The following is an 18,078-nucleotide window of genomic DNA, read 5'->3' as shown; positions in this document are numbered from 1 at the left end:
TCTAACACACGGATAGACATCGCACCATCAGGAGCATGCTAGGATGCAGCAGGGACTGTTTGATCATATCGATGATGAGCACGAAGACGATGCATATGACATGGCTAACGGCGATGATATGTGCGAAGAACTTGGGCAGGCGGCTCTCGAAGCCAAAACAAATAACGAATACGACTCAGAGAATGACATCAAAGCTGATGACTTCTACGACACACCAGACCCTGCGAAGTTTGGTTTGTTTGCACGCGCCACCGGCATTGGCAAAAAAGCGCCACCCATGCGCAGTGGTGAACGTGGTGGCGAATCTGAAGGCGCAAGGCGTGTACTTTGGACCGGTCGCGCGATGGTTGGTGCCATAGCAATTCTGTTTGTTGTATTGCTTGGCCGTGTAGTGCAACTACAAATGCGTCCCAGCGAAGACATCGAATCTAGATTGAATAGCCAATTCTCCAAAAAGACATTACTCGAACGGCGCGGGACGATTACTGACCGTAAAGGTCGACCGCTGGCGATCACCAGCGTTGCCAAACGCCTATTCGTCGACTCCAAACTCATCAAGGATCGTGGCGCTTTTAGTCCGACTGTTGCCTACGAGCTAGGCTACGATCCAGTCTGGGTTGAGAAAACGATCTCCAAATACCCTGACGGCAGATACATCGTTCTCGACCAACGAATGAGTGATGAAAAGCTTGAAAAGTACAGTGATCTGAAGCTTGCAGGACTCGCGACGGACAACCGCCTAGTGCGTGATTATCCGCAAGGCAAACTGGCTGGCCAACTGGTCGGGTTTGTCGGTACGGAAGGCGTGGGGCTTGCGGGACTCGAACTGAAATACGACAAGATGCTCAGCGGCGAAGCTGGCAAGTTCAAGTATCTCCGTGACGCCAAGGGCAAGCCGCTCTGGGTTGCAAGCGACTCCTATGAAGGCAATGAGGACGGCAAAGATGTTCGGCTAACCATCGACATCGCTATCCAACAAATTGTCGCGGAAGAACTCAAAAAAACCGTCGATCAACACAACGCTAAAAGCGGCATCATGATCGTGATGGCCCCGATGACTGGCGAGATCCTCGCCATGGTTAACTATCCACAATTCGATCCAAACAAATTCAAAGATCAAAAAACCGAGCAGCAACTCAACCGCGCAGTGACAAATTTATTCGAACCAGGCTCAATCATGAAGCCGATTGTTTGGAGCGGTGTGACGCAACTCGGACGTGTAAAACCAACTGAAAAATTCAATACCTATGAAGGTGCATGGCGTACACCTTATGGCCGACGCATCCGTGACTCTCATCCCAATGGCACACTGGATTGGCAGGGTGTATTGATCAAAAGCTCGAACATCGGTATGAGCAAAGCGGTTGATCGGATTTCCCAAAAAGAGATGTACGAAATCCTGAACTCGTTTGGCTATGGACAAAAAACAGGCAGTCGCCTCCCCGGTGAAATTGAGGGCAAGCTCAACCCACTTAAAAATTGGAACAAAAATTATTCAAAACACTCACTCTCGTTCGGCCAAGAGATTGGTGTCACCGGCTTACAGATGGTGCGTGCCTACAGCGCGATCGCCAATGGTGGACTTCTGCTCACGCCACGCATCACCATGTCGAACGAAACCAGTACTGGTGACTTCCTCCAACAGCGCGTTCTGAGCAGCGGGGTTGCGGAATTCACCCGCGAAACCATGCGACGACAAGTCCAAGAGGGCGGCGGAGGCAAAGCGGACTCCGATATGTACGAAATCTTTGGCAAAACAGGCACCGCTCAGTTGGTCAATCCCGGCAAAGGCTATTTTGAAGACCGATATATGAGTTCATTCGTAGGTTGCGCACCACTCGATCAACCGAGGCTTGTGGTCGGCTGCTTTGTAAAAGATCCAGATAAAAGCATTGCTCACTATGGCGGGTTGGTCAGCGCCCCCGCTGTACGTGCGGTTATCGAGCGAACACTTCTCTATATGGGTGTTCCACCAAAGGGCGAAGCTACGGATGAGGCTGTACTACAAACCGTGATGAACGGCGGCTAAACCTTTTATTCACAATATTTGTGACATGACACAGCAAGGGAAATCACTTTCTCTCGTACTCGGCCACTTTCCTGCTGATGTGGTGTAAGATATGCCTACGAACACCGCAACCGCGGTTTGGTTGCCTGATTGTCACGATGATTTTGAACAAAGGAAACGAGCGTGAAGCGCACACCTTTTTATAAGTACATGAACGAGAACGGGGCGAAATTTGTGGATTTCGCGGGATGGGAAATGCCGGTATCCTTCGGCTCGGTGATTGAAGAACATAACCAGGTACGCAACAGCGGTGGATTGTTCGACGTGTCTCACATGGGGCGCATTAACATTAAAGGTCGTCATGCGCGACGGTTTCTTGAACGACTGCTCACACGCCGCATCTCGGATATGAAAGAAAATACCTGCCGGTACAGCCTGATCTGTAATGAAGATGGTGGCGTACTGGATGATGTTTTGATCTATCGTTTTGAAAGCCATTGGATGCTGGTCGTAAATGCATCAAACCGCGAAAAGCTACTAAAGCATTTTGATGCAATCAAAGGTGATTTGGTGGTAAAGATCGATGACGTGACCGAATCAACGGCCATGGTCGCAGTACAAGGACCGAAGGTGATGGACATGATCGGACAGTTCTCGAAGGAAGTCCCAAGTCTGAAGAACTACACCTTCTGCCAGAAGAACTTACTAATTTTGAAGATGACGATTAGCCGTACGGGGTATACAGGTGAAGATGGCGTCGAGGTTATCCTCGGTGCAAATATGGCAAACATGGCCGTAAAACTGCTACTTAAAGATCAAAGCGATAACGCTACGGTAAAACCGTGTGGTCTTGGCGCGCGGGACACGCTGCGTATGGAAGCAGGCATGCCGCTCTATGGCCATGAACTCGATGAGCAAACCAATCCGCTAGAGGCGGGTCTGGGTTTTGCGGTGAGTCTGAATAAAGATGAAGACGAACGCGGCGAAGTGTTTGTCGGTCAGGACGCAATCAAGAAAGCCAAAGCTGAGGGACTGAAAAAGAAATTGGTTGGCTTGAAAATCGAAGGCAAACGCACACCACGTCAGGGTATGAAAATTGTAAATGGTGATAGCGAGATCGGCACTGTCACCAGCGGCTGTATGTCACCGACGTTTGAGCAGCCGATTGCCATGGCCTATGTGAAACCTGAGATTAAAGCAGGCAGCAAGGTCCAAATCGATCTCGGCTCGGCTCAAGTTGAGGCGGAAGTTGTTGCCCTACCCTTCTACAAGCGCCCCCTCGATAGAGTACCGGAATAGCGTACAAATAATCAGAACTTATGAATTACGCAGCGGCTAAATGGTCGCTGTTTTTTTGCATCGGTATGTTGATCGTAAAATCACGGTCGCTATCCGCTGCTGCGGTGATTAGAATGCTAACATGAGTCAAACCCAACAAGTTGTCGGCGTGCAGTATGACATCGCCTGGGAGAAACCTGCGGAGAACGTGCAGACTGCCGGGAAGATACTGGAAGATTTTGCGCAAGAAGGGAAGTTAAAGGAAGGTGCACTGGTGGTTTTGCCGGAGATGATGGGAAGCGGTTTTACGTTGAAGGTGAATAGGGCTGAGGAAGGCGAAGCGCGGATCGTCGAGACGTTTTTGATAGAAAAAGCAAAACAGTACGGTGTCTGGATGCTCGGCGGCGTGGTACGGCGAGGCGCGGATCGCAAAGGGCTGAACCAGTGCGTGGTGTTTGATCCGAATGGGATTGAAGTTTGTCGGTATACAAAGATTCATCCATTTTCGTATGGTCAAGAAACTGATTTCTATGCCAAAGGTAAAGAAGTTTATGTATTCAAATGGGGCGGCGTGACGGTCTGCCCACTGATCTGTTACGACGTGCGCTTCCCGGAAATCTTTCGGCATGGTGCAGCGCAAGGCGCGGAACTGTTTACGGTGATTGCGAACTTTCCAAAACGGCGTGTAAAGCACTGGGTGACACTCAATCAAGCACGCGCGATTGAAAATCTTGCGTATGTAGTTGCGGTAAACCGAATTGGTCTTGATCCATTCCTTGGTTATCCAGGTCGCAGCATGGTCATTGATGCACGCGGTGAGATCATGGCCGATGCGCAAGATGAAACTGGTATCATCAGTGCCGAAATCGACCTAGATGATCTGGCAGAATACCGCGGGCGTTTTCCAGCATTGAAGGATATGCGAAATGAATTCTTGGGGCTTGATACTTAGTCGTACACACAACCCAATCAAACGATCATAAAAAGCCACACGCAACGGTGTGGCTTTTTATTTTGTCATCATACATGCTGACTTTACGCCGATTGGCGCTTGGACATTTGCTGCCTTGCGCGGATGGCAGCGAAAGGGCGGTCAGAATTCATCCGGGCGCCGAGCTTCTTGATCGCTTCAATCTCGATCTGACGAACGCGCTCACGGGTCAGGCCGATCTGCCCGCCGATTTCTTTGAGCGTTAAAGGTTCGTTGCCATCAAGACCGTATCGCAGCCGAAGAATCGTCGCCTCACGGTCATCAATCGCTTCGAGCAAGACGGAGATCGTGTTCAGATCATCGTCGAGTAGCACCTGCTCGTCCGGTGCAAGATGGCGCGTATCTGAGATCATCTCAGAAAGTGAAGGCGCATCATCATCGCCGCCGGAGCCGTTCTGCGCGGGGCGTTGTGCAGCCCGTACCGCCTTCTTAATAATCTTAATTTTCTTGGCTGGCAGTTCCATGTACTCTGCCAACTCTTCAATCGTCGGCGTACGGCCAAGCTCTTCCTCAAGCTCACGTGAAGCGCGTTTCCACTTGGAGATCAATTCCACCATGTAGGCGGGGATGTGGATGGGCTGCACCGCATTGATGAGGGCGCGTTTGATGGCTTGCTTGATCCACCAACAGCCATAGGTCGAAAAACGCGCCCCTTGATCGGGATCGAATCCTTCAACCGCGCGAAGTAAACCGATGTTGCCTTCCTCGATGAGATCCTGCAACGGGAGCCCGCGGTTGTTGTAGCGTTTGGCAATCGCAACCACCAAGCGTAAGTTCGAGCGGATCATGTGCTCGCGTGCTTCGGGACAGTTGTCGTTGATGATCCGGCGGGCGAGCGCCTTCTCTTGATCTGCAGTGAGCAATGGCGATTCGTCAATCTGTTTGAGATAGAGTGCGAGTTCGCTTTTGAGCTTGCTTGAAGCCATATAAATGATTCCCGTTTCAGCAGCTCAGCACACTAGGTGTCTGAGGGGAATAGCGATTTGCTGTTCCTGGATCTGCTGGCTTTTCTCCGATCCGTGCGTTTGGCCGCTGGCGTCCGTACCGCTGTCTGCTTTGTCTTGGGCAGAAAGGCGCGGCGGCTCTCTATCTACATTTCGGCGAGGCAGCGGTGGTGCATAAGAGCGAAAACGATGCGGCCCAGAGATGGTGTGCGGAGTTTATCGGCCTTGCGGATTATGCCGGTGAGTACAAAATTACTGCCCTCACAATCGGCTCTAATACCGTGCTACCATGGATCGAACTGCGGGTTCTGCCGGGCATGAGAAGATGATCGTGTCCGGTGTGATGCCGTTTAAGTCACAAAACCAACTTGCAGTTAATGGGATTTCTGGAAAAGATCTCATCGCTCAAACCAGTTGGATATGGGAGGAATGGCAGGATAAGATGATCACTATGAAGATCATTCTTGTGAATCCCAGAGGATTTTGTGCGGGCGTCAATATGGCGATCTCGACGGTCGAAGAGGCCTTGAAGATCGTGGGGACGCCGCTGTATGTTTATCACGAAATCGTGCATAACCGCCATGTCGTAGAGCACTTCAAGGAGCAAGGCGTGGTGTTTGTCGACGGTATCGATGAGGTCCCGCCGGATTCAACGATCATCTTCAGCGCTCATGGCGTAAGTCCCGAGGTTCGCAACGCTGCCAAGGCGCGCAACTGCACCATGATCGACGCAACCTGTCCGCTGGTAACCAAGGTCCACATGGAAGCAATCCGCTACGCCAAGCAGGGCTACAAGTTGTTACTGGTCGGACACGCTGGCCACGATGAAGTCGTCGGCACCGTTGGTGAGGCACCCGATGCATTTTCCATCGTCGAAAGCCCGGAAGACGTCGAGAAACTACCGTTTACCACCGAGGAACAAGATCAACTTGTCTACCTAACCCAAACCACGCTCAGCATGGATGATGCAAACATCATCATTGATGCGATCAAGAAACGCTACCCCGGTATCAAAAAGCCGCCAAGCGAAGACATTTGTTACGCAACGACCAACCGACAAACTGCCGTCCGCGCTCTCTGCGAACAATCAGACCTTGTACTCGTTGTTGGTTCCAAGAATTCTTCCAATAGCGTCCGCCTTACTGAAATCAGCGAGAACACCGGGACGCCTGCTTACCTCGTTGATGACAAAACCGAAATGGATCATTCTTGGTTCGAGGGGGTTGATTCGTTGCTACTGACTGCTGGCGCCAGCGCTCCTGAACACTTGGTTCGTGAGATCGTCGAAGAACTGGTGGCAAAATACGGCGGCGAAGTCGAAGAATCACACGTGGTCGAAGAAGATGTTCACTTCAACCTCCCACGTAGTCTGCGTGTGCTTCAGGAAAGCTGTAGCTAAATCCCCCCCGGAAGTAAATCACGTCGCCAGAGGATCTGCGAAAGCATCAACTAAACGATAAACAAACAGCGGCCAACCGGTCGCTGTTTTTACATGCATCCCAATCATTTAATCATCCATTAGATCAAGCAGCTATTGATCACGTGTGTACTCAATATCAAGCTGAAAGGTTTCCTTCGGCTTCTTCTTCTGCAATTGCTTGTCGAAATCAAATAAAACCGAAGGCGGTTTCCTGTCGGAATAATCTAACAAATACAACCGCAAATACGCCTCTGTTTCGTGGAAATACATCTCTGCCTGCCCCGGCAGTTTTGGACGCATCACTGGCGCAACCCGCGATGAAGAAAACGTCTTAGGATTAGAAATACGAGATGTGATCACCGGCGTGCGAAGCTCTGCATCTAAAAAATCTATCCCTGCGGGCAAGCCCGTCTCAGGATCAAGGTAATACCGCCACCCACCTTTGAGCACAGCAATCTCCCCTACAACCGGGCCTGTTTCAACTGGAACCTTGACATACTGACGTGGCAATGTGATCACTGCATAGCCATTCACTTTCTGAATAGCTGGCTCCGGCGCATCATCGGTAAGCACTGGTATCTTGCGCAGCCCTAAAAGATGCGTCACCTCATCTGGCTGAATAGGAATGTTTTGAAGCTCAAACGTTTTAGGCAACCCCGCATAGCGGTTGTACCCCCAAAAAAGATGATCGTTGTGCAGATCGAATAGCCAATACTTTTCCGCATTGGTCCCCGCCCAGAATATCTCAATCCCAGCTTTTGAAAGCACCAACGTCATATTATCCGGGGAAATAAAGAAAAACTTCCCACCACCATCCTCGGTTTTCTTATTACCTTCGTCGTCAACATATTTGATCTGAAAATCAACGCCAGCCCGCAAGTTACTGATCTTCTCAACATTGGCGTTATACCGCGCGACCAATGTCTCATAGTCCGGCCACTCCGTGGGAGCACTGATCCGCGGCGGTAATAATTTATCCTGTTCCGGGATAATCGGCTGTGTATTACAAGCTGATAGCACAGCGCATCCCACAACCAGCAGCAACATCACCCAATGGTTTCGACGCATCTCCATACGCTCATCCTTTAGCGATTAATGGCCTTCCTCTTCATCGGCTTTTTCAACATCAAACCAGTATAGGCAACTTTGCCCCTCGCCAAAGCATTAAATGGGATCGTTCCCTCACCACTACACAATTGGGATGCAATCACCCACTCGTTCGCGCGACGCAACATGGATCGGCACGCCATGATGGTCACGATGTGTCATCTCTGCCAAACCCGGCGTATTATTATTCCCGGACAGATGCGCCAGCATCACCCACTGCAAATCTTCGCCATGATCGGTGATCAGCTCAGCGGCTTCAAAATTCGACAGATGCCCGCGCGGCCCGGCAATACGGCGCTGCGTATGGATCGGATATCCCGATCGCTCAAGCATCTCCGGATCAAAATTTGATTCAATGATACACGCATCAAGTGTCGGGATGATGACCGACAGTTCTGCAAACGCGTGCCCCAAATCCGTGAACAACCCCAGCCGTTTTCCGTCTGCTTCAATCACAAAACACGTGCCATCCACACAGTCATGTTGCGTCGGGATCGCGTGAATCCGAACATGATCATGACCTTTCGGCGAAAACGAATCGCCCGCATGAAAATGCGTCACACGGCTGATCTCACCCAGATCAAATTTCATCGTCGCATTCAATAATGTGTGCGGCGTGATATGAATCGCATGCCCGAACTTTCGGTGATAAACCCCTGCCTTGGCAACATGATCCACATGCTCATGCGAGATGATCAGCGCGTCAATGGCATGAATGTCGATGCCGTGCTGCGCAAGCCGCGATTGTGCCTGTTTCCCTGATATCCCTGCATCAAACAACAACCGCACCCCTGCTGTCTCAACATAGATGGCATTACCGTTGGACCCGGATTGAAGTGAGATCACTTTCATGACTTGGCCTGCCACCTAAGCACGGATTAAAAGTCTGCGTTCAATACATCGCCGAGTTGTACTGTCACCTGCTCGATTTTCTTTTCGTCCAGCTTCGGGTCGATCAACTCGATGGTGTTCCCCTGATCCCATTTCCCGAGCGGCCCCTTCTTCACATCAAGCTTCGGCGTGAGCAACCACAATTCCTGCTCAACCGTTTCGCCGTCCTGAGTCTGAACTGTCCGCTTTTCCGCCGCGTCATAGCGCAACAACTTCTTACGCATCAAGATCAAAGCCAGCACATACCGGAACGCAATCTTATCTTCATCTTCCGTAATCCCCAGCTTCTTCAACATCTCCATCAGCACCGAATTATCAACGAACTGCCGCTTCTTCTCGTTCGGCTCCGGCACCGTCGTCTTCCAAAATCCGAACAAATGATTCGGGCGATTCCCCTTCTCCCAAACTTCCTCCGAAACATCCAATCGCTTTAGCCCAAGCGCAGATTTTACCTTGTCGGTCTTAGCAAGTTGCTCCATCTCCTCAGCCGTCAACTCTACAAGCGTCGCATAATAATGCTCGCCCGGTTCAAGTTCACGGTCGTTAAAAGCACACCGACCGGTCGGCCGTTCAATATCGTATGTTGTAGAATTAAATTGACTCATCCATTGTGTCCATACAGCGAGCCTCATGCTCGCGAGGTTTCTGAGCAGCCACCCGGCCCTGCAAGGCGCCGCCCGTTCGGCCCCTGAAAGCCTATATTTTAGGACATTTTGCGGCCTGATGCGCGTCTGGATTGACATAAAAAACCGGCCTTGATCGGCCGGCGTGAGGAGTTCAGTGTTTACTGTAGTTTACTCAAGATCGAGCCCAAGCTGTCGAGCCGCGCCGATGGAGGTCTGGTTGATCAGTGCTGCAATCGTCGTCGGGCCAACGCCACCCGGCACCGGCGTGATCATCGATGCGTTCTTCGCGCAAGCTTCATAATCGCAGTCGCCGATGTTGCCCGGGTTGTAGCCCGCATCAATCACGATCGCGCCGGGCTTTACCCAGTCGCCTTGCACGAAGTTCGGTCGGCCTACCGCCGCCACAATAATATCCGCTTGCTTTACCAAGCCCGGCAAATCCGTGGTCCGCGAGTGACAAATTGTCACCGTGGCATGACGTGACAAAAGCATCATTGCCATCGGCTTACCCAAGATCGGCGAACGCCCAATCACCACCGCATGCTTCCCGTTGCAGTCAATGTCATACGCATCAATTAAATCAATGATGCCTGCTGGTGTTGCACATCCAAACCCCGGCAAGTCAAACGCCATCGCGCCAAACGACGCAATCGTCACACCATCAACATCTTTCGCTGCGGGGATCGCTTCAAAAGCTGCCCGCTCATCAATCTGTGAAGGAACCGGGTGCTGCAAGAGAATGCCGTGTATCGCCGGGTCATCACCCAACTCTTTTATCTTCGCAAGCAATTGCTCGGTTGTTGTTTCTTCCGGCAATTCCACCTTCATCGACTTCATACCCACTGCTTCACAGCGTTTCCGCTTCATGCGCGTATAAGTCACCGATGCGGGGTCGCTGCCAACCAGCACCGTCACAAGACATGGCGTCACGCCGGTCTTCTCAATGATCTTCTTCACACGGTCGGCCGCCTGCTGCTGAACCTCCGCAGAAACCTTCTTGCCGTCAATAATCGTGGGTGTATTCATGCGGTAAATTATACGAAATCTCTTCCGAACTGTCCTGCCAGCCACTTGCCGAAGCACTTAAAACCCAGTGCAATCTCAGCCAATCTACATCGCTTCATTCTGCAGCAAACCTACCCGCGGTTGGTCGGTCCAATCCTCGCGGAGTAAACTGTGAACATGAAAGCATCAATCATTTCCATAGGCGATGAACTGATTCTCGGACAAACCGTCGATAGCAACAGCGCTTGGCTCAGCGGCGAACTCGCTCAAATGGGCATCATGACATCTCTTCATCTGACCGCCGCGGACGAGCTAGACGATATTGTGCGCGTACTTGCATGGGGGTGTGAACATACCGACCTTGTTCTAGTTAGCGGAGGATTAGGTCCAACCGATGACGATCTGACACGCGATGCACTCGCCAAACTCCTCGGCACCAATCTCATCCAAGACGACACTCAAAAAGCTCGCCTCGAAGCCTTCTTCGCCAATCGCAATCGGCCAATGTCTCCACGTAACCTCGTGCAAGTCACTCACCCTGTTGGCAGCACCATGATCACAAATACCAACGGTACTGCTCCCGGCATCCATGCCACACACAACGGCGTACAAGTCTTTCTCATGCCCGGTGTTCCCAGCGAGATGCGCACCATGTTTAACAGCGTCATCAAAACAATGATTCACCCCGACGATCAATCACCTCGCGCCATCGTCACCGGTAAGATCAATACCTTCGGTATGGGCGAATCCGATGTTGCTGTGATACTGGACGACTTGATGACACGCGGCAAAAACCCCCTCGTTGGCACAACGGTCACGGCCGGCATCTGCTCAATCCGAGTCCGCGGCGAATATGCCAATACAACCGAAGCTTCTGCCCAAGTTGAATCTATCATGCAACAGGTTGAACAGAAAATGGGCACACTTGTATTCAGTCGTGGCGATACCACGCTCGAGCAAACAGTCGTTGACGAACTGCTCGCGCAACACAAAACTCTCGCTACCGCTGAGTCATGCACCGGCGGTCTCATCGGCAAACTCATCACCGATGTTCCCGGCAGTAGTGCTGCCTATGCCGGTGGATTTGTCACCTACTCAAATGCCATGAAGTCATCACTGTTGAATGTGCCAACCAATACGCTCGATAAGCACGGAGCAGTTTCCGCTGAGACCGTCCAAGCAATGGCCCTTGGTGCGATCCAACAAACCGGTACCGATCTCGCTATCTCGGTCTCTGGCATCGCTGGACCCGATGGCGGCACTTCAGACAAACCAGTCGGCATCGTCTGGTTCGGCATCGCCACTCGTAAGAAAACACATATCCGGACGATCACCGGAGTTGCTCACTTGCTTGGCGACCGAAAAAAAGTACGCGATCGAGCCGCCAAGCTTGGTTTGCAAGCCGTTCGACTGACCCTGCTCAATGAACCGATAGAACTAATAGGCTGGCTTGGCTCGCTGCAGGAGACCAAGCATCCGATTGAGACAAAGTGAACAAACGGCGCGACTGGGGTATGATCATGCGCTAGAATTTGTTGAGTGCCGCTGATGCATGCGGCACGGAATAAGGTTTGATTTGTTATGCAGGAAGAACTGGACGCACTTGAACAGCATGTCGTGCCCGACGGCCGCATCGATATGCACAACCACTCCTTACCAGGTGTGGATGATGGGTGCCGTACCGTCGAAGAAAGCGTCATACAGATTCAGGAACTGATGCAACACGGCTACGTTGGTGCAATCTGCACGCCACATATCTGGCCAGAAATGTTCCCCGGGAATTCCAAAGAGCATATTCAAATCTGGACCGATGCACTCCGAGATGAACTGTCGCAGCGTGACATTGCCTTCGAACTTTGGACCGGCGGCGAAATTCGTCTGCACAAAAAAGTTATCGATGAATGGAAAGCTGATGGCGTCATCACACTTGCAGACTCTAACTACGTGCTAGTAGATTTCTGGGAAGCCAAATGGCCCCGCTGGGTCAACAAAGCTTTTGAATGGCTCCTCACTGAAGGCTATACACCAATCCTCGCACACCCCGAACGCCTTGGTGATTACAAAAAACTCGACCAGCAACTCGAAGTATGGATGACACAAGGCGTGCTTCTGCAAGGCAACTTCAAATGCTTCACCGGCGAAGAAGGCTATCTCGCCGATGTCCGCATCCGCAAGTGGATGGAAGAAGGCTGGTACACGTTCCTTGCCATGGATGCCCACGCACCCGACAGTATGATGGGCCGTATCGACGGCTTCGATATCGCCATCGCAACCTACACGCAATCCGTCATCGACGAACTCACCATGGTTCGCCCGCGTGAGATGATCCTCGGCCTGGAAATGAAGGCTAAATAAAGATCATACTAGCCACCAGCTTTTCCCAAACACCGTGAGCATCACACTATGAACCGCCCCGTGATCACACTGCTCACCGACTTCGGCCACCGCGACACCTACGTCGGCCAAATGAAAGGTGTCATCGCGCACATCTGCCCTGCCGCAAACGTCATCGATCTCACACATGATGTTCCACCTCAGAATATAGCCTACGGCGGATACTTTCTCGCCGATGCGTTGGACGCTTTCCCAACCCATACCATTCATATCGCGGTCATTGATCCCGGTGTCGGCAGCAAACGCAAAGCCATCGCCATCCAAACAAGTGATGCTATTTTCATTGGCCCTGACAACGGGCTTTTTACTGCTGCCCTTCAAAACAAACGTATCATCAAAATCGTCGAACTTAGTCAGCCAGATTACTGGTTCGGCAGCAGTTCTACTTTCCACGGCCGCGACATCTTTGCAGCAACCGCTGCACACCTAGCTGCGGGCATCCATCTCTCCGCACTCGGTGATCCTCTGCAACAATACATCACATTAGATCTCCCCCAGCCAACCACACACAACAGCACACTCACCGGTCATGTTATTATGATTGATCGCTTCGGTAACCTTATCACCAATATCCACCGCAATATGCTCGAACAGTACATCCTCGCACATGGCGACCGCATTGCCTTAACCTGTGGTCATGTACAAATTATCTCCGGCATCCAATCCACTTTCTCCGATGTCTCCGAAGGGGAACTTGTGGCCTATATCGGCTCATCCATGCGACTAGAAATCGGCTTGCGAAATGGAAGTGCCGCACAAGAACTCGATCTCATCTGCGGCAGCATAGCTACAATCACAAAGCTGTAATCTAGATATTAATATTCATTTGTGTTAATCTTTTGCTATGCTCCCTGTTTTAAGCATTATTACGCCCATCTATAATGGCGAACGGTTTATTGACCGCTATTCTCATTCACTTCTGCGCATTGATCCAAAGAATCGATATAAAGTCGAAATCATACTTATTGATGATGGATCGACTGACAATTCTTTGAACCGCATTAGGCAATATGAAAGTGAGCAAGAGGGGTTTAATAGCATAACTGTAATACATCAAGAAAATGGCGGATCGGCTGCTGCGAAGAATACCGGTCTCAATCAAGCTGTTGGTAAATGGATACTATTCCTTGATGTCGACGATGAACTTGCAAATGATCCTATGGATAGTGTAATGGACGCACAACAAGAAACCTGCCTCTTATACCCTGTCGAAATTATAAAGAATGGCTTAAAACACAAACGATTCAACCCACCAAATATAAAACAGAGCAAATTATATGATCTGTTTACCGCACAAAATCCGCTCACACAATCATCGATCATCTTTAAAAAAGAAACTCTCATCAAATATTTTGATATTAACAAACGTTATCTTGAAGACTGGCTTTTCTGGCTGAAAAACTTGAGGATCTTTGATCATTATAAAATAATACACAATCACACTATCGCATTGATTCATGCACATGATGAAAATAAAAGTAGCCAGTATCGCCAAATCGGAGTATATCGCTCAATGATCGCTAAAGAAATTCTCGATACAAAAAACATTTCTTTGACAGCAAAACAAAAACATAATCTCATCATTCAATATCGGATCGGTAGAATTCTGAGCCACAATGAAAAGTCATACAGAGACTTTTTTCGTTATCCATGCAATACCAGTTTATGGTTTAAACTTCTGATCTATTCGTTTTTCTATAAATCATTTAAACAATTCGATTATTACCAAAGTCACGAAACGGAACTATGAAAGTTATACCGCAAAAGATCATACGTTAGAACGCAAACGGCCTAAAATGCATGCGTTTAATCACTGCAAATGCTAGAATAGATGACCAAATTGATGCAGATACTGCAGTTGCAATAGCTGCCCCAGTCATACCTAAAATAGGGATCAAAAGAATGTTCAACACAACATTAAGTAGTGTTGCAATAACCAAACCATAAGCTGCAGCATAGTGATGACCTGTCATCAACAAAATACTATCTACCGGCCCAAGTGCGAGTGTCATAAACTGCCCTACCGCTAAAATTAGCAATGGCACATACCCCGCATGAAACCCTTCCCCAAAAACACCAAGAATCACATAGCCAAAGCTCACCAACACTGCCAATGACAGTACTGACCACAACAGTAACAATCGCGATGATGATCGCACCACTCGCTTAAGTTTCTCTCGCTGATTCTGCGCATGATGCTGCGCGATTAGACCTGCAATCACTGGATTAATGGTAAGTGCTCCAAACCGAATAAATTCGGCAATTCGACTTGAAACCGCATAAATCCCCGCGTCATCTGCTGTCTTGAAAAGACCAATCATAATGATATCTGCCCGCGTGTTCAGCAAAGTCATGGATGCCAGAAACATCATTGGCAAAGCCACCCTTAACCATTGCGGCAAATCATATTCACCTCGCACACCCTTCATTTCGCGTGGCAAATATTTTAAGCAATAAATAGCTGACAATCCCGCCACCCCAAAAGCGCTCACTGACGATGCTGTAACTGCTACCGTTCCCGTCGCATAAGCCTGCCCATAGACAATCACCAGCACGATAAAAATCATGATCGTAAACAGAGGTTGGCAGATGAACATCGGAATCTGTGCATGAAGCGGTTTTTTTAACCCCAACAGCACTCCATGCAAATGAAATGCCAGTGCTCGAAACGGCACCACCGTCATCCCGATCAGAACTGCGGTCAACAACACCGGCTTAAAGTAGTCACCAAACCACAAAAACATTGCGCCGGCCAAAATCCCTGCGCACATCACTGTTGCTAAAATAAGCAACAGCGTCGATCCGCGTACCAAACCTTGCAGCTTCCCCCAAGCACCGTTTGCCAAATGATACGCCACATCGCGCATCGCAAGCTTATCCATCCCCAACATACTGAACACCACAATCACTTCAATCCACGCCCATGCAAAGTTATATGCCCCAACGCCCCGCTCACCCGCGATTCGCGCCAACACCAAATTCAACAGTAACAGTAATGCCGCACCAATCGCATTGACCACCGCTACCCCCGATACGCGAGGCAGCAAGTGCGGTTTACTGGATGATATTGGTGTTTCCGGTGATTCCATAAATTCGATCTAACCCATGAATAGACAATTAGCCGATCTATCGTATCAATCTTCGCACCAGCTTCCAATAAACCGCCATAATAGGTGATGCAACTCGCCGCAGTAACCATGGCGAACCCGAAGGGATCTCGATCTCACTCACCGCATCTCTCAGCAACACACCATCCGAAATTTTGCGTCTTCCCTGTGTGAATTGCCTTGAAACAAGGCAATTCCTCGCATTCTTTGGCAACAAAAAGTAGGCGTATCCTCGCAATTTATCCCCTAATCGACCGACCATCACCGAGAATATCAATTGCCCAAATTCCATGAAGATCAGTATCGGTAAGAGCAATAACAATGTCACCCATCGGTAGCAACTGAGCATGAGCAGCCAGCGATTGCGTTCCAGATAGTAGTAGTATTTGTACGGCGCATTTGCGATGTACTTGTGATAGATCTTGGTATCCGGACAATAATAGTTCTCATAACCAACAAGCCGAATCTTCCAACCCAATTCCGCATCCTCAAGATACATGAAGTATGTTTCATCAAACAAACCGACTAAACGAAGCACATCTGTACGGATCATCACGCAACACCCTGATGCAAACGCAATCGCGCGCGGCTGGTCATATTGTCCCTGATCGATCTCGTCGTAGCCGGTCATCATACCGAAGCCAAGGTAATGCGAACGGTTCCCCACCGTGTTGAAATGATCTGGCTTATCATGCAACATGATCTTCGGCTGCACCGCGCCGGCTTCTGGATGCTCATGCATGAAAGTGACCAACGGCAAGAGCCAATTTTCTGTCACGGCAGTGTCTGTGTTGAGCAGCAAGACAAAATCTACATCTGCATAATGAGATTGAATATGCTCCCAACCAAAATTGTTTCCGCCAGCGAAACCTTTGTTTGGATCAAGTCGAACCACATCTACGAATGGATATTTTTCCCTCGCATACTCGCTACTACCATCAGTCGAAGCATTGTCGACCATAACAATGGTTTGTTTTACTTTCGAAGAAGCGCATGATTGCAATGAAGTAAACAAATCATCGAGATATTGCTTACCGTTATAGCAAGTGATGAGAACCGCAACATGCGGCAACCGAGATGATGATTCGGATGGATTTGACATGATGAGTATCGTGCGGACAACCGCTATACGGAGGATTCATCTTCCGGATTTGATTGATTGAGATCAAGATCTTGACCGCGTTCGGCGCTATGGATTCCCTGCTTCTCCTGCAAAATCGAAACCATCTGTGACAGCGTTGTAATCTTGCGTTCCTGCACAGAAACAATCGACAGCAACGAGAATGTGGTCATGATGAAGTACATACATGCACACAATACCAGCAGTGTTGGCTTCTCGATTTCAAGCAAATCCGAGAAAAACACAATCCCATTGGGCCAAAACGTCAACACCAAAAACGGCAAACCCGTCAGAAGAAAAAGAAGAACGTAACGCTCTTTCAACCGCTGAGCGCGGAGTGATCGTATCGTCAACACGACCAATAACACTGCAAACGCAAAGAGGATCAAGGTGCGGATCATGTGTGATTGATCCTTTCCTTCGGCCAAGGGTTTCGAATCGTTGTCAAGATGATCGCGAAGCCAACCTTAATCACGTAAAACATCCCATCCAAAAACGAGATCGACGACGTACCTGTTTCACGCTGCTTCATATCCACAGGTACTTCTTCAACAACATAGCCCGCGCGATGCAATGCTACAATAACTTCCGGCTCCGGATAATCTTCTGGATACCAATAAGCGAATGATCGTAGTACGCTCTTGTTAGCTGCTCGAAAACCTGAGGTACAATCGGTAACGCGCTGCCCACCAGTAAGCAGACGTATCAATGAACCGAGTAACTTAATCGCTGAACGTCTTGATTTAGGAGCACGGTAAGCGCCCGACTCTGGCAAGAATCGTGAACCGATCACTAGGTCAGCTTCACTAGCTGTCATATGATCAATAAGTTTACTAATTTGATCTGGGGGATGCTGTCCATCCCCGTCAACTTGGATCGCGATATCAAAATGATTGTTCGCAGCAAACCTATAGCCAGTCTGCACCGCACCACCAATACCAAGATTGAACGGCAAACGAATCGCGGTCACACGATCATGCTTAGGCACACTCGCATAAGTTGCATCTACCGACCCATCATCTACCACCAACACATGTAACACCGGTGACGCCTTTATAATCTTAGTCACTACTTCTGCAATTGAACCGGCCTCGTTGTAAGCAGGTACAATCACCAACACGCGAAGTTCGCCGCCTGGCTTATCTAATCTGCCATCTCCAGATTGTGCTTGTATGCTACTCATGAGC

Annotated in this window: 17 protein-coding genes; 8 read left to right on the top strand and 9 right to left on the bottom strand. The window is 49.6% G+C overall.

All coding sequences use genetic code 11. The annotated features are described in order from the left end of the window. Window positions 1-43: 43 nt before the first annotated feature. The 3 genes from ACQ6WK_RS03760 to ACQ6WK_RS03750 all read left to right on the top strand — a co-directional run bounded on the left by ACQ6WK_RS03760 (window position 44) and on the right by ACQ6WK_RS03750 (window position 4,238). Window positions 44-2,029 (top strand): peptidoglycan D,D-transpeptidase FtsI family protein, encoded by a 1,986-nt coding sequence (locus ACQ6WK_RS03760; protein WP_432799410.1) that lies wholly within the window; start codon window positions 44-46, stop codon window positions 2,027-2,029. Between the two features lie 162 nt (window positions 2,030-2,191). Beyond that, window positions 2,192-3,307, top strand: a complete 1,116-nt coding sequence (gene gcvT, locus ACQ6WK_RS03755; RefSeq protein WP_432799409.1) for a glycine cleavage system aminomethyltransferase GcvT — start codon at window positions 2,192-2,194, stop codon at window positions 3,305-3,307. Window positions 3,308-3,428: 121 nt separating this feature from the next. Beyond that, complete coding sequence (locus ACQ6WK_RS03750; RefSeq protein ID WP_432799408.1) at window positions 3,429-4,238, top strand: nitrilase-related carbon-nitrogen hydrolase; 810 nt, start codon at window positions 3,429-3,431, stop codon at window positions 4,236-4,238. A gap of 83 nt (window positions 4,239-4,321) precedes the next feature. On the opposite strand, the gene ACQ6WK_RS03745 is transcribed toward ACQ6WK_RS03750, so the two are convergent. Continuing rightward, complete coding sequence (locus tag ACQ6WK_RS03745) at window positions 4,322-5,203, bottom strand: sigma-70 family RNA polymerase sigma factor (protein WP_432799407.1); 882 nt, start codon at window positions 5,201-5,203, stop codon at window positions 4,322-4,324. Between the two features lie 307 nt (window positions 5,204-5,510). On the opposite strand from ACQ6WK_RS03745, the gene ispH reads away from it, so the two are divergent. Next, on the top strand, window positions 5,511-6,620 hold the full coding sequence (ispH, locus tag ACQ6WK_RS03740) for a 4-hydroxy-3-methylbut-2-enyl diphosphate reductase (protein ID WP_432799406.1): 1,110 nt from the start codon (window positions 5,511-5,513) through the stop codon (window positions 6,618-6,620). Between the two features lie 132 nt (window positions 6,621-6,752). On the opposite strand, the gene ACQ6WK_RS03735 is transcribed toward ispH, so the two are convergent. The 4 genes from ACQ6WK_RS03735 to ACQ6WK_RS03720 form a co-directional block, all read right to left on the bottom strand. Next, entirely contained in the window at window positions 6,753-7,715 is a 963-nt protein-coding gene (locus tag ACQ6WK_RS03735) for a hypothetical protein (RefSeq protein ID WP_432799405.1), read from the bottom strand. Between the two features lie 114 nt (window positions 7,716-7,829). After that, window positions 7,830-8,600: an MBL fold metallo-hydrolase gene (locus ACQ6WK_RS03730; RefSeq protein WP_432799404.1), complete on the bottom strand. Its 771-nt coding sequence runs from the start codon at window positions 8,598-8,600 to the stop codon at window positions 7,830-7,832. A gap of 26 nt (window positions 8,601-8,626) precedes the next feature. Next, window positions 8,627-9,244: a hypothetical protein gene (locus ACQ6WK_RS03725; RefSeq protein WP_432799403.1), complete on the bottom strand. Its 618-nt coding sequence runs from the start codon at window positions 9,242-9,244 to the stop codon at window positions 8,627-8,629. A 189-nt stretch (window positions 9,245-9,433) separates the two neighbouring features. Further along, entirely contained in the window at window positions 9,434-10,291 is an 858-nt protein-coding gene (locus ACQ6WK_RS03720; RefSeq protein ID WP_432799402.1) for a bifunctional 5,10-methylenetetrahydrofolate dehydrogenase/5,10-methenyltetrahydrofolate cyclohydrolase, read from the bottom strand. Between the two features lie 156 nt (window positions 10,292-10,447). Here ACQ6WK_RS03720 and ACQ6WK_RS03715 point away from each other — a divergent pair, with 156 nt between their 5' ends. The 4 genes from ACQ6WK_RS03715 to ACQ6WK_RS03700 all read left to right on the top strand — a co-directional run bounded on the left by ACQ6WK_RS03715 (window position 10,448) and on the right by ACQ6WK_RS03700 (window position 14,414). Further along, window positions 10,448-11,764 (top strand): competence/damage-inducible protein A, encoded by a 1,317-nt coding sequence (locus tag ACQ6WK_RS03715; RefSeq protein WP_432799401.1) that lies wholly within the window; start codon window positions 10,448-10,450, stop codon window positions 11,762-11,764. A gap of 87 nt (window positions 11,765-11,851) precedes the next feature. Continuing rightward, window positions 11,852-12,625 carry a tyrosine-protein phosphatase gene (locus tag ACQ6WK_RS03710; RefSeq protein ID WP_432799400.1) on the top strand — a complete coding sequence of 258 codons (774 nt, stop codon included), beginning with the start codon at window positions 11,852-11,854 and terminating at the stop codon, window positions 12,623-12,625. 48 nt (window positions 12,626-12,673) lie between these two features. Then, a complete protein-coding gene (locus ACQ6WK_RS03705; RefSeq protein ID WP_432799399.1) occupies window positions 12,674-13,471 on the top strand; it encodes an SAM hydrolase/SAM-dependent halogenase family protein in 798 nt (265 codons plus the stop codon). Between the two features lie 37 nt (window positions 13,472-13,508). After that, on the top strand, window positions 13,509-14,414 hold the full coding sequence (locus ACQ6WK_RS03700; protein WP_432799398.1) for a glycosyltransferase family 2 protein: 906 nt from the start codon (window positions 13,509-13,511) through the stop codon (window positions 14,412-14,414). 25 nt (window positions 14,415-14,439) lie between these two features. Here ACQ6WK_RS03700 and ACQ6WK_RS03695 read toward each other — a convergent pair whose 3' ends face one another. Genes ACQ6WK_RS03695 through ACQ6WK_RS03680 form a run of 4 tightly spaced genes read right to left on the bottom strand, consistent with a single transcriptional unit; the run spans window position 14,440 to window position 18,074 of the window. Further along, entirely contained in the window at window positions 14,440-15,753 is a 1,314-nt protein-coding gene (locus ACQ6WK_RS03695) for a polysaccharide biosynthesis C-terminal domain-containing protein (protein ID WP_432799397.1), read from the bottom strand. A gap of 37 nt (window positions 15,754-15,790) precedes the next feature. Beyond that, window positions 15,791-16,873, bottom strand: coding sequence for a glycosyltransferase family 2 protein (locus tag ACQ6WK_RS03690; RefSeq protein ID WP_432799396.1), 1,083 nt, complete (start codon window positions 16,871-16,873; stop codon window positions 15,791-15,793). Between the two features lie 23 nt (window positions 16,874-16,896). Continuing rightward, window positions 16,897-17,292 (bottom strand): DUF2304 domain-containing protein, encoded by a 396-nt coding sequence (locus ACQ6WK_RS03685; RefSeq protein WP_432799395.1) that lies wholly within the window; start codon window positions 17,290-17,292, stop codon window positions 16,897-16,899. Further along, on the bottom strand, window positions 17,289-18,074 hold the full coding sequence (locus ACQ6WK_RS03680; RefSeq protein ID WP_432799394.1) for a glycosyltransferase family 2 protein: 786 nt from the start codon (window positions 18,072-18,074) through the stop codon (window positions 17,289-17,291). Before ACQ6WK_RS03680 ends, ACQ6WK_RS03685 begins: the two co-directional genes overlap by 4 nt. Window positions 18,075-18,078: the final 4 nt, after the last annotated feature.

Origin of the sequence: Poriferisphaera sp. WC338 (assembly GCF_050931845.1) — a bacterium.
GTDB lineage: Bacteria > Planctomycetota > Phycisphaerae > Phycisphaerales > Phycisphaeraceae > Poriferisphaera.
Note: the sequence above shows the minus strand (reverse complement) of the source record. Positions and strands in the feature narration are given on the sequence as shown.